The organism is Atribacterota bacterium (genome assembly GCA_028717805.1).
GTDB lineage: Bacteria > Atribacterota > Phoenicimicrobiia > Phoenicimicrobiales > Stramentimicrobiaceae > Stramentimicrobium.
Genome location: JAQUNC010000001.1, coordinates 44,330 through 57,081, shown reverse-complemented (window position 1 = coordinate 57,081; position 12,752 = coordinate 44,330). Strand labels below are relative to the sequence as shown.

9 protein-coding genes and 7 tRNA genes are annotated in these 12,752 nt (G+C 33.6%); 1 reads left to right on the top strand and 15 read right to left on the bottom strand.

All coding sequences use genetic code 11. The annotated features are described in order from the left end of the window. Positions 1–91 precede the first annotated feature (91 nt). Positions 92–397 (top strand): 30S ribosomal protein S20, encoded by a 306-nt coding sequence (rpsT, locus tag PHD84_00290; GenBank protein ID MDD5636249.1) that lies wholly within the window; start codon positions 92–94, stop codon positions 395–397. 7 nt (positions 398–404) lie between these two features. Here the strand turns inward: rpsT and holA are convergent, their stop codons facing one another. From holA to PHD84_00215, 15 genes are all read right to left on the bottom strand, one after another. Continuing rightward, positions 405–1,424, bottom strand: a complete 1,020-nt coding sequence (holA, locus tag PHD84_00285; protein MDD5636248.1) for a DNA polymerase III subunit delta — start codon at positions 1,422–1,424, stop codon at positions 405–407. Positions 1,425–1,435: 11 nt separating this feature from the next. Next, entirely contained in the window at positions 1,436–3,772 is a 2,337-nt protein-coding gene (locus tag PHD84_00280; protein ID MDD5636247.1) for a DNA internalization-related competence protein ComEC/Rec2, read from the bottom strand. A gap of 55 nt (positions 3,773–3,827) precedes the next feature. Next, entirely contained in the window at positions 3,828–4,457 is a 630-nt protein-coding gene (locus tag PHD84_00275) for a helix-hairpin-helix domain-containing protein (protein ID MDD5636246.1), read from the bottom strand. Positions 4,458–4,472: 15 nt separating this feature from the next. Then, positions 4,473–5,786 (bottom strand): bifunctional folylpolyglutamate synthase/dihydrofolate synthase, encoded by a 1,314-nt coding sequence (locus tag PHD84_00270; GenBank protein MDD5636245.1) that lies wholly within the window; start codon positions 5,784–5,786, stop codon positions 4,473–4,475. Further along, complete coding sequence (locus PHD84_00265) at positions 5,783–8,458, bottom strand: valine--tRNA ligase (GenBank protein MDD5636244.1); 2,676 nt, start codon at positions 8,456–8,458, stop codon at positions 5,783–5,785. The genes PHD84_00270 and PHD84_00265 overlap by 4 nt, the downstream gene beginning before the upstream one ends. Positions 8,459–8,806: 348 nt before the next feature. After that, complete coding sequence (clpX, locus tag PHD84_00260; GenBank protein ID MDD5636243.1) at positions 8,807–10,078, bottom strand: ATP-dependent Clp protease ATP-binding subunit ClpX; 1,272 nt, start codon at positions 10,076–10,078, stop codon at positions 8,807–8,809. A 15-nt stretch (positions 10,079–10,093) separates the two neighbouring features. Beyond that, positions 10,094–10,693: an ATP-dependent Clp endopeptidase proteolytic subunit ClpP gene (clpP, locus tag PHD84_00255; GenBank protein ID MDD5636242.1), complete on the bottom strand. Its 600-nt coding sequence runs from the start codon at positions 10,691–10,693 to the stop codon at positions 10,094–10,096. A 14-nt stretch (positions 10,694–10,707) separates the two neighbouring features. Next, positions 10,708–12,003, bottom strand: coding sequence for a trigger factor (gene tig, locus PHD84_00250; protein MDD5636241.1), 1,296 nt, complete (start codon positions 12,001–12,003; stop codon positions 10,708–10,710). A gap of 67 nt (positions 12,004–12,070) precedes the next feature. Then, a tRNA-Leu gene (locus PHD84_00245) sits at positions 12,071–12,155 on the bottom strand. Between the two features lie 13 nt (positions 12,156–12,168). Next, positions 12,169–12,244, bottom strand: a tRNA-Lys gene (locus tag PHD84_00240). 78 nt (positions 12,245–12,322) lie between these two features. Further along, positions 12,323–12,396, bottom strand: a tRNA-Arg gene (locus PHD84_00235). Between the two features lie 7 nt (positions 12,397–12,403). Then, positions 12,404–12,481 (bottom strand) — tRNA-His (locus tag PHD84_00230). Positions 12,482–12,494: 13 nt separating this feature from the next. Continuing rightward, positions 12,495–12,571 (bottom strand) — tRNA-Arg (locus PHD84_00225). A gap of 21 nt (positions 12,572–12,592) precedes the next feature. Further along, positions 12,593–12,668 (bottom strand) — tRNA-Gly (locus tag PHD84_00220). 3 nt (positions 12,669–12,671) lie between these two features. Beyond that, positions 12,672–12,749, bottom strand: a tRNA-Pro gene (locus PHD84_00215). Positions 12,750–12,752 lie beyond the last annotated feature (3 nt).

Below are 12,752 nucleotides of genomic sequence, written 5' to 3'. Positions count from 1 at the left end.
ATATAAGAACTATTTAGCTTATTGCTTCTTGATTTTAATTTGAAAAGATGTTACAATTTACCAGCAAAAACTTTCAGAAAGGAAGCCAATTATGCCAATAATAAAGTCAGCAATAAAAAGAGTCAAAATTTCGGAAAAACAACATCAAAGAAATTTTGCTTATAAATCCAAAGTAAAAACATTGATTAAAAAATTTGAAAATTCTCTTAGCACTGAAAACAATGATGTTCTTCAGCAATATTACAATCAATGTGTATCTGCTCTGGACAAAGCTGCTCAAAAAGGTATTCTAGCAAAAAATACTGTTGCCAGAAAGAAATCCTTACTATCAAAAAAATTTAAACTTCAGGCACAAAGCGCTAAAACTGTAACTAATCAGGATGACGAAAAGAAATAAGCCTGTTTCATTTGATTATTTTCATTACTAATTGCTCCAGCACTATACCAGATGGTAAGGAACTTGTTTTCAGACTAATTTCAGCTTTTAGTAAATAGTGATAAGCTTTTTTCAATTCATGCAGTTTATATTTTTTAGACTGCGTGATCAATTTTTTTATCACAAAAGGAGGGAGATTCATATCTCCCTTAATTTTTTTATAATTATCGGAAAATATTTTTGCCTTGAAAATAAATTTTATCTGGCGATTAAGCATAGCCAAAATTTGCAAAGGATGATATTCACCGTTATTCATTAATTTTCTAAGCAAAAATAAGGACTCTCCAGTTTTCCGTTCCCCTACCGCATCTACAAAATCAAAAATATTCCCTTCTTGAAGTCCATACAAGTTTTTAATAATATCATCTTTATTTATTTTATTAGTAGAATCCCCCAAAAAACAAAATAATTTATCCAGCTCATTGCTAATCTGACCAAAATCATTTTCGGTTATTCTTTGCAGATAATAGATAGCTTCCTCGTTTATCTCTTTTTGATTATCCTGACATTTCTGTTTTATCCATTGCTTAGTCTGAAATGTATTCAGTTTGGGCAAGGAAACGATTGAGCCATAATTAGTTATTTTTTCGGTATTTATATGTTGAGGGATTTTCTTATCATTGCTAAAAAGTAAAAGGAATAAATTATTATCATATTTAAAAGATAACTTATCTATTGTGGAATATAATTTTTCAGATAAAGAAGCTTTTATTCGTTCTGCCTGTTTGATAATAATGCATTGTATCCCACCACCAAGAGGTAAAGTTTGTAGTGAATTAGCCAGACGATTAAAATCTAAATCCTCCCCAAAGAATGTTTTATAATTAACCTGCTCTTGGTACTTGGAAAAGTATTCTTTGAATTTATCAAGAATAATATTATGCAAATAATTTTCTTCTCCATAAATTAAGTATATGGGTTTAACTACATTATTTTCTATCTCTCTTTGAATAGTAAAAAAATTTAACGCCTTCAGTTTGGTAACCATATTTTTAGTCCTTACCTTAAAGTATTTATATAGTATTTCTGGCCATTGCTACTTATCAAAATAGTACCATTCCTATCTGTTCTAAACACTTGCTGACATTGGTCTTCCAACCTTTTAACTACTTCCGCGTGGGGGTGATTAAAATTATTTAAACCCACTGAAATTACAGCCACTGTTGGTTGAACCTTTTCCATAAATAATTCAGTACTTGAGGTAATACTTCCATGATGAGCGACTTTCAATATACCACTTCTTAACAAGTTCTTCCGGGATAATAAATCAATTTCAACTTTTTCTTCAATATCACCAGTAAACAAGAAACTGGCATTTTTATAAAGTAATTTTAACACAATTGAATGATTATTAAAATTACTTTCATTACTGTAGGATAGTGGATTGAAAGAATTAAGGACAATTATTTCCAGATCTGGTCCCAACCAGATAATATCATCTGCTCTTGCTTGATAATAAGTGATATTTTCATCTTTTTTAATTAAAGAAATAAATTCCAGATAGGCATTATGCCGATTGGTTATCCCACTATCAATAACCATATTTACCTTTATTTCTCTTAAAATAGGAAGTAATCCCTCTAAATGATCTATATCTGGATGGGTGAGAACCAACAAATCAATTCTATCAATTCCCAATCTTCTCAAATAGGGTATTACTATCTGTTTGCCAATGTCAAAATCATTAAAAGGCGTTCCTCCACCATCAATTAAAATATTTTGCTTATAAGGGGTTTGAATTAAAATAGAGTCCCCCTGCCCTACATTAATGAAGTGAACCGAAAGCAAATTTGAAGAAAATATAAATTGAATTAGTAAATATGTTACTGCAGAGATAGTTATAGTCCAGAATAATTTTTTCTTTTTTATCGTATTTAACTTAAACCATAATGAATTACTGTAAACTATAAGAAATATAATAGAATAATAATTTATAATCTGATACAATCGTGGTTGAGCTATATATCGATAAGCAAATGGTAAGGAAGAGAACAGACTTGCTAGATATATTAATATTTCTACAAATATTTGATTTAACAAAGCAATTAGTCCTGCCCAGGAGAGGAATATAAAGGATAATATACCAGAAATTAATCCTAAAATTAAAATAATACTTATCAACGGTACTATAATCAAATTAGAAAAAATAGCAATATAAGAAATTTTATAAAAGTAATAGGCAGACAGTGGAGCCATCCCTAACCAGGCAGCTGAGGAGACTGCTAATGGTTTAGACATACAATAAGGCAGAAAACCTAATTGTTCCTTTACTATGGGGTAAAGGAAAATGATAAAAAAAGTTACTGTGAAAGAAAGCAAAAAACCGGCATCAAATAATATTAAAGGCTGATAAAATAATAAAATCAAAGCTGCCAAATAAAGACTATTGTAAGGATGATAAGGTCGATTGACATATCTGGCTAGGAGAATAGTAATAAACATTATGGTAGCCCTGATTACTGAGGGACGAAAACCGGTTATGGCAGCATACCCTAGTAAGAAAATAATAACAATAAAACAACTTAAGTTTTTTCTTTTAAAAATGGGCAGCAATTTTAAAATATATAATAAAACTGCGGTAACGATACCAACATGTAGTCCAGAGATTGCCAGTATATGCATGATTCCAGCATCTTGAAAAAGAAGTTCCCATTCCGGAGGTATTTCTGTTCTCTTTCCTGTTATAATAGCCTTTATCAAAGGGCTATAGGGATAATGGTAGATTTTATCAATATTTTTTTCCACTTTATCTTTGAGATAATTTAGAAAATAGGATAAATCCAATTGCTTACTTTTGCCCATAAAATCTACTTGGTCAATATTAATACTGCCTATCACAAAAATATTTTTTCTGGTTAAATATTCTCGGTAATTAAACTCACCAAAATTTCCAGGTAGAGTAGGTTCTTGTAACAAAACTCTCGCTTTAATCAAATCTCTATTTTGTAGGGAGGCGCCTTCACCATATATCCTTAGAAGCACCTTACCTTTGGTATTATAACATTTATTCTGCTCTTGAAAGTATTGGGCAGAAATCAATACTTCCTGATATTGATTATCTGCTTTATATTCAGCTTCCTGAACGGTGCCAGTCAAAAATCCGGATCTATGGACAAACTGGTAAATGTGGTTGGAGCCATGCGGCTGGCTTTGATAAGAAGTATTTAATATCCCGAATAACATAAAACAAAGGAGTAAGAAAATACCAGTAAAATCCCATTCTATGCGATAAGAAATAAAGCAAAGCAGAAATACCAGACAAGATAGATAAACTGACTCATAGCTAAAAGAGATAAAACTCCTTTGCAGTATGATTCCTGTTATATAAAATATCAATATTGATAATAGCGGTACCTGAAAATCAGGTAATAAATATCCTGGTCTAACCTGTCTAATAGGTTGTAATCATCTCCTTCATAGCTTCGTATTTTTTCTCACCAATTCCTGGAACATTCTTGATATCTTCTACCTTGCGGAATATACCATTATTTTTACGATATTCCACAATACGTTCTGCCAGAATAGTGCCTATACCTGGTAATGATTCTAATTCCCGGGCAGTTGCGATGTTAATATTTAATAAACTACTATTATGGTAAGAATTATATCCTCGAGAAATTAAATTTTCCTCAACTGTAGCATTTAAATCGTCATCTACACCTTCTCTAATATAAGGAATAATTATCATCTGACCATCATGGAGATGTGCTGCCAGATTAACAGCATCAAGATTCGCCTTTTCTGTTACTCCCCCAGCTACCTTTACTGCATCAATTATACGCTTACCATTAGAAAGCTGGTATACACCAGGTTGTTGAACAGCTCCAGAAATATGAATAATACAGATTCCCTCATTAGTGTTTTCTTCTGTACTTAGACTAACCTCCTTATTCTCCTGGTTAGCAGAAATGATGGAAATACTGCTCTTTTCTTGAAGGTATAGTTTCCAGCCAAAGATTATGATTATGACGGCAATAATAAATAATAAAATTATTTTCTCCTGTCTGGATAAAATAAACAAGGTTATTACCCCTTTCTATTTTTTCCTTTTCAGAAAATAGGCTTTTGCTTCTCCTACTGTATACAAAGAACCAGTGATACAAATTACTTCATCTTCTCGGGCTATCTGAAGAGATTTATTAATAGCGGCAGTAACATTATTAGTTTCTACTATATTTTCTTTATTTATATAACGCTGAGCTTCTTTAGCTAATATCGAGGTGGGTGTAGCACGTGGATTATCAGCCATAGTAAGAATAACCTGGTTAACTCTGGGAACAATAGTTTTTATAATGGTAGGATAATCCTTATCTTGAAAGACTCCAAGAACAGCTATAATTTTTTTAGCTGGTATTAATTTTCTTAAATTGTTTATAAATTGGTTAACTCCATTAGGATTATGAGCTCCATCCAATATGACCATAGGCTTTTCTCTAACGATTTCAAAACGACCCGGCCATTGGCTATTCCTTACACCACTAACAATATCATCTTTAGTAATGACAAACCCTTTATTATTAATCAATTCAGTTATTGCCATAGCTAAAGAAGCATTTTCAATCTGAAACTCACCAGCTAATGGAAGATATAGATTATTGATATTGTGATAAATTCCTGCATAATTAAAATAATTACCTTTTAGCGTAGAATTTAGCAGCGTAGCATTTATATGATCTCCATAAACATAGAAAGGAGCTTCTTTGTCCTGCACAATTTTTCTAATTATATCTGCGGCTTCCGGAAACTGTTGAGCACTCACAACAGGAGTATTTCGTTTAATAATCGCTCCCTTCTCCCCAGCAATATCAGCTAAGCTATTACCAAGTTTATCCATATGATCAAAATCAATATGGGTAATTACTGATAACAAGGGCTGACAGACATTTGTGGCATCCAGTCTTCCACCTAAACCCACTTCCATAATGGTAAAATCGACATTCTTTTCATAAAAATAAAGGTAGGCCATTGTGGTAATAACTTCGAAAAAGGTAGGATGCTGATACCCTTCCGTATTAGCAACTTTATGAATAGCAGGTTTCAATCTTTCCAGTAAACTACATACCTCCTCTTGAGTAATATCTTCTCCGTTTATACTCATTCTTTCCTGGAAAGATACCAAGTGGGGGGAAGTATATAAACCAACTTTAAACTTAGCCTTTTGTAAAATGGTATAAATAATAGCTGCAGTGGATCCCTTACCATTAGTGCCAGCCACATGAATTACCTTATTCTTTAAATGTGGATTATCAAAAAGTGAAAGAAGATAAGTAATATTTTTTAAGCCTAATTTAATTCCATATTTATTAAGATTATAAATATATTCAATTGCTTTTTTATAACTATTGCTCATACTGATTTTATGGTATTTAAATTACAGGAAATTCTATCTCGTATATCTACTAATTCTTTCATTTTTTCTTTTTCTTTATTAAGGATGGCTTTTGGTGCCTTTTGCATAAAATCAACATTTTTTAATTTTTTGTTGATAATGACTATTTCTCTTTCTATCTTTGTTAACTTCTTCTCTAACCGTTTTATTTCTTCCTCAATATCAATCACATTCTGTATTGGAATAAAAATTTCTATATCTTCTAAAACACCGGTTGCTGAATATTTGGGTTTTTCTACAGTATTTCCTATTATTATAGAATTGGCATATGCTAAATTTTTAATATAAGATAAATTATTCTGTAATATTTTTTCTTTTTTATTATCCACTACTCTAATATAAATTTCAACTTGCTTAGTTAAGGGAATGTTCATTTCCGCCTTGATATTGCGAACCACCTTAATAACATCCTGAATAACAACAACTTTCTTTTCAATATTAGGTTTAATTTTCTCCTTTTGGCATACAGGCCATTCACTTAAGGAAATGCTCAGCCCTTGATGTGGAATTTTTTGCCATATCTCTTCAGTTATAAAGGGCATAAAGGGATGTAATAACCTTAATATATGTTCTAATACATACCAGATAACATATTGAGTAGATTTTTTCCTGATGCCACTGTCATTTTGATATAATGCTTCTTTCACTAGTTCTACATACCAGTCACAAAAATAATTCCAGGTAAATTCATATATAGCCATAGCTGAATCGCTAAATTTGTAATTATTTAATCCCTCAGTTACTTTTTTGATACATTTATTTAGATGTCCTAATATCCATTGCTCAAACAGGTTCAATTCTAATTCTTCTTCCTTTATTTCTGAGGGATTGAAATCATTCAGGTTTGCTAAAGAAAATCGTGCCACATTCCATATTTTATTAGTAAAATTTCGAAATGTTTCAATCTTATCTTGTGACAAACGAATGTAATTTGCTTGAATGGTCATTGATGCTAAGGTCATACGTAGAGCATCTGCGCCATATTGCTCAATCATTAATAGAGGATCTATAACATTGCCTCTCGATTTACTCATCTTCTTCCCTTCAATATCTTTAATCAGGGGATTAATAAAAACCTGTCTAAAAGGCACGTCTCCCATAAATTTAAGCCCCATTACCATCATTCGAGCTACCCAGAAGAAGATAATATCAAATCCAGTTACCAACAGGTTGGTAGGGTAAAAATCTTTCAGGTCCAGAGTTTGATCTGGCCATCCCATAGTAGAAAAAGGCCATAAGGCTGAACTGAACCAGGTATCAAGGACATCTTCATCCTGTATTATATTCTTGCTATGACACTTAGGGCATTCCTGGGGATCTTCCATTTCAACTATAAATTCCTGACAATCCTGACAATACCATACTGGAATACGATGCCCCCACCATAATTGTCTTGAAATACACCAGTCTTTAATATTATACATCCATTCGAAATAAACCTTAGACCATCTTTCAGGGATAAAATTAGTTTGTTTATCTTGAACAGCCTTAATGGCTGGTTTAACTAAATCTTTCATTTTAACAAACCATTGCTGAGATAAATAAGGTTCAACTATAGTATCACATCGATAACAATGTCCTATAGCATGATTATAATTTTCAATCTTTTCCATAAATCCCTGTTCCTGTAAATCAGCAACTATTTTTTCTCTAGCCTGTTGCATCGAGAGATTGGCATATTCACCTGCATTTTGATTAGTAGTACCATTATTATTGATGATATTAATTTCCGGTAATTTATGCCTCTTCCCAAGTTCAAAATCATTTGAGTCATGAGCGGGAGTAATCTTTACTGCTCCTGTTCCAAATTCCAGATCAATATACTTATCAGCAACAATTGGTAATTCTCTACCTACCAGAGGCAAAATTGCTATTTTACCAACATATTTTTTATATCGCGAATCATTTGGATTTACGGCAACAGCTGTATCGCCCAACATAGTTTCCGGTCGCGTAGTAGCAACTACAATATATTCTTCTGGTGAGTATTTTAAGGGATATTTTATATAATATAATTTTGAATTTTCCTCTCTCTGCTCAACTTCAATATCCGCCAAGGCAGTCTGACAACGTGGACACCAATTAATAACATAGTTAGAACGATAAATAAGCCCCTCTTTAAAAAGGGTTACAAATACCTTCCTTACTGCTTTAGACAATCCCTCATCGAGCGTAAATCTTAAACGAGACCAATCGCAAGAACATCCCATCTTCTTAAGTTGATTCAATATATTAGAACCATATTCATCGCGCCATTGCCAGCACCGCTCTACAAACTTCTCTCTGCCCAGGTCATATCTGGTCTTTCCTTCTTTAGCTATTTCTCTTTCCACAACATTCTGGGTGGCGATACCTGCATGATCGGTGCCCGGAAGCCATAACACATTGAATCCTTGCATCCTTTTCCATCGAATAATAATATCTTGCAGAGTGTTATTCAAGGCATGACCAATATGCAGTGAACCTGTAATATTGGGCGGTGGTATCACTATTGAATAGTTTTTTTCTCTTTCTTTATTATTGTTAGCTTGAAAAGTGTTATTATCTGACCAGAATTGATACCATCGGTCTTCTACTATTTTAGGATTATAGAGGGTTAATAATTGGCTATCTTTATATTTATTGTTTTTCATAGGAATTACTCCTGAACATTATTAAATTGTAACAATAAGTAAAAAAACCATAAAAAAACCCTTTTCATCCTCTCTAAGGGCGAAAAGGGTTCGCGGTACCACCTTAATTCCTGTTCTTCAGTAAAAAGATATAAAGAATAGGCACTTAAACAATTTTAACGGTACTACCGTTGAAACTTACTACTGTTTCAGCTAAAGGCTCCAGGAGGACTTTCAATAAAACCTATTCATAGTTAGATCTTATTTACTCTATCCTTTCAACACCAATATATTTATTTGTTATGTTACTATCATTATTGCAGGTTGTCAAGCAAAATAACCAACCATTAAGGAAAACAGTTATGGCAATTAAGCGGTTTCTTTTATTTGCTTTTTTTGCTTTTCCTTAATTGGAATGGGCATTTCATTACTTTCAATAACCTTATCAGTTATGATACATTCTTTTATATTTTTATGAGAAGGAATTTCATACATAATATCGAGCATAGATTCTTCAATGATTGATCTTAATCCCCTTGCCCCTGTTTTTCGGCTTAGAGCCTTTTCTACTACTGCTTTTAAGGCGGACTGGGTAAATTTTAACTCAACGCCCTGATTTCGGAAAATCTGTTTATACTGTAAAGTAATAGCATTTTTGGGTTTGGTTAATATATCCATTAAAGACTCTCTGTCAAGATTTTCTATAGGAGCAATAATAGTTAAGCGTCCAACTAATTCTGGAATTAAACCAAATTTAATCAGATCTTCCGGTAAAACATTCTTCAAAATGTCATTTTCCTGCAGACGTTTATTGCTTAAAAAATCTGTATTAAACCCAATATTATGGGATTGTAATCGACTTCTTATAATATTTTCCAGTCCTTCAAAGGAACCACCACAGATAAATAAAATCTGGGTAGTATCAATATCAATATTACTCTGATGGGGATGTTTTCTTCCGCCCTGCATGGGCATAGTCGCAATAGTACCCTCCAAAATTTTTAATAAGGCTTGTTGTACTCCTTCTCCAGATACATCACGAGTAATAGAGGGATTTTCAGACTTTCGGGCAATTTTATCTATTTCATCAATATAGATAATCCCTATCTGTGCTCTCTGGACGTTTTCTTCTGCTGCATGATATAACTTGAGCAAAACATTTTCTACATCGTCTCCCACATATCCTGCCTCAGTCAGGGTAGTAGCATCGGCAATAGCAAAGGGAACTTCTAACTTATCAGCTAAAGTCTTGGCTAAAAGCGTCTTCCCACAGCCACTAGGACCCAGAAGAAGAATATTACTCTTTTCCAGTTCCACAAAATCCTTTGCTATTTTCTTTTTTCTTTTTCCATCCTTCTTAAAGAGATTATTCTTAATTCTCTGATAATGATTATAGACAGATACAGAAAGTATTTTTTTTGCCCTTTCCTGCCCTACCACATATTGATCTAAAAATTTTTTTATTTCTTCAGGAGTGGGAATATTCTTAATTGAAAAATCCTTGTTTACTTTTTTTATGTCCTCTTCTTTGAGAATATAATTACAGACCTGAATACATTCACTACAGATATTTACTCCATTAGGACCAGAAATAATTTTCCCAACTTCAATTTGCTCTTTTCCACAAAAGGAACATTTCATAATAAACACCTCAAGTTAGTTCTTTTGAATATCACTGCGCTTCTTTATTACATCATCAACTATCCCGTATTCTTTGGCTTCCTCTCCGGTCATATAAAAATCACGGTCAGTATCTTTTTCAATTCTCTCCAAAGGCTGATTGGTATGATAGGCTAATATTTCATTTATCTTCTTCTTAATTCGTAACAACTCTTTAGTTTGTATCTCTATATCAGAGACCTGTCCTTGTGCACCACCCAAAGGTTGGTGTAACATAATTCTGGAATTAGGCAGAGAAAACCTCTTTCCCTGAGCACCAGAGGCAAGAATCAATGCGGCACCACTAGCAGCCATTCCAATACAAGTAGTAGAAACATCAGATTTAATATACTGAATAGTATCGTAAATGGCAATGGTGGAACTTACTGAACCACCAGGACTATTGATATAAATATAGATATCCTTTTCGGGATCACTTGCTGTTAAAAACAACAACTGGGCAATAATTATATTGGCAGTCTGATCATCAATAGGACTTCCTAAGAAAATAATCCTTTCTTTTAATAATCGTGAATATATATCATAGGATCTTTCTCCCTGAGGAGTCTTCTCCACTACTATAGGAACTAAATACATAATAAAAATCTCCTTTATTTTTTAACAATTTTTACCTTTTGGGAGAGTATTGCTATCACTTTTTCTCTTTTAATCTGTTCTTTTAGATTTTCTAAGGTCTTGTTTTTTTCAAACATTGCTCTTACCTTCAATGGTTTTTGATTCGTACTCTCCGCAATTTCTTCAATTTTTTTATTGACCTCTTCTTCAGTAGCAGTAATTTTATCATCTTGAATAATTTTGTCAATAATCAATTCTTTTTTTATCTGTTTTTCAGCAATTGAGCGATATTCCTGCTTAACTTTTGCTTCATCTGCTTGAATTACTTTATAGTATTCCTCCAGGGTCATATTTCTTGCTTTTAAATCTTCTTTTAAGTTACCCATCATACTTTCTAACTGTTTCTCAACCAGTACTACCGGAACTTCAAAATTACACTTTTCAGAAACCTTCTCCATTAATATATCCTGGAATTCTCTTTCTGATTCATACTTTGCCTGTTCCATTAATTGTTTTTTAATATGTTCTTTTAAATCTGCTAATTTTTTATAATCACCAACACTTTGAGCAAAATTATCGTCTAATTCCGGTAATTCTTGCTCCTTTATTTCTGCAACTTTAACTTTATAGACTACTTCTTTTCCTGCTAATTTTTTATCAGCTATATTATCTGGAAATTTTACCTTTATCTCTCTTTCGGTACCCGGTTTTATGCCTAACAGATTTTTATTGAATTCAGGTGGTATTCTTTCGCCGAGTTGAATTATCTGTTTTTCTTTTTTACTATTCTCGAGTGGTTTATCATCAAGAAAGGCTTCATAATCCAATACCAAAAAATCCCCTATTTTTGATTCCCTATCCTCTATTGCCTTTAACTTACCATGACTTTCTCTAATCTTTTTAAGTTCTTCCTCTATCTCCTTTTTGGAAACTACTGGTTGTTTCTGTTCCAGAGAAATATCATCTAAGGGGGGTATTTTAAAATCTGGTTTTATTTCCAAAACCATTTTATAAATAAAAGGTTTTTCCTTTTCAATCTGTACTAAATTTATTTTGGGAACATCAATGGGATCAAGATTGCTTTCTTCTATAGCCTTGGTATAACTTTCTTTAATGAGTTTTTCGGCAACCTGCTGATTAATATATTCTATTCCTAAATTCATTTCTAATATATTAATGGGTACTCTCCCGGTACGAAATCCCGGAATCTTTACTCTTTGAGAGAAATCGCGATATACATCTTTAAATGCCTCATCAACCTTTTCCTGTTCCACTGTTACTTTTACTTCAATTTTATTTTTTTCTTTTTTATCCTTTTCAATATGAACCATGATATTCTTCCTCCAAAGCTTCCACTTATCATAATAAAACCGCAAATTAACTTTGCGGCAACGTTTTTGGTGCGAGAGGCGGGACTCGAACCCGCATGGAGTTACCCACTGGATCCTAAATCCAGCGTGTCTACCAGTTCCACCACCCTCGCCAATTTTTAATAATGGTGGGCCGTACAGGATTCGAACCTGTGACACCCTGATTAAAAGTCAGGTGCTCTGCCAACTGAGCTAACGGCCCATATAATTAGTATACCGTATATAGTATAACATATTCAGTTTAAATGAACTCGTTATTAGTATTTAGCATCAAGATAGGCGCGCTCGGAGGGAGTCGAACCCCCAGCCCTTGGATCCGAAGTCCACAGCTCTGTCCAATTGAGCTACGAGCGCTCAGAAATGGGGTGAGCGATGGGATTTGAACCCATGACCACTGGAGCCACAATCCAGTGCTCTAACCGGACTGAGCTACGCCCACCATTATACTTTCATGGCGCGCCTGGAGGGAGTCGAACCCCCAGCCTACGGATTAGAAGTCCGTTGCTCTATCCTATTGAGCTACAGGCGCAGGCTTAATATTTTCATAAAATGGAGCGGGAAACGGGTCTCGAACCCGCGACAACCAGCTTGGAAGGCTAGTGCTCTACCAACTGAGCTATTCCCGCTCATGGTCGGGGTGAGAGGATTTGAACCTCCGACCCCCTGCTCCCAAAGCAGGTGCGCTAGCCAAACTGCGCTACACCCCGAAA

Coding starts and splice junctions, on each gene's coding strand:
- rpsT (MDD5636249.1), top strand. CDS start 92: ATGCCAATAATAAAGTCAGCAATAAAAAGAGTCAAAATTTCGGAAAAA.
- clpX (MDD5636243.1), bottom strand. CDS start 10,078: ATGAAATGTTCCTTTTGTGGAAAAGAGCAAATTGAAGTTGGGAAAATT.
- PHD84_00270 (MDD5636245.1), bottom strand. CDS start 5,786: ATGAGCAATAGTTATAAAAAAGCAATTGAATATATTTATAATCTTAAT.
- tig (MDD5636241.1), bottom strand. CDS start 12,003: ATGGTTCATATTGAAAAGGATAAAAAAGAAAAAAATAAAATTGAAGTA.
- PHD84_00265 (MDD5636244.1), bottom strand. CDS start 8,458: ATGAAAAACAATAAATATAAAGATAGCCAATTATTAACCCTCTATAAT.
- clpP (MDD5636242.1), bottom strand. CDS start 10,693: ATGTATTTAGTTCCTATAGTAGTGGAGAAGACTCCTCAGGGAGAAAGA.
- holA (MDD5636248.1), bottom strand. CDS start 1,424: ATGGTTACCAAACTGAAGGCGTTAAATTTTTTTACTATTCAAAGAGAG.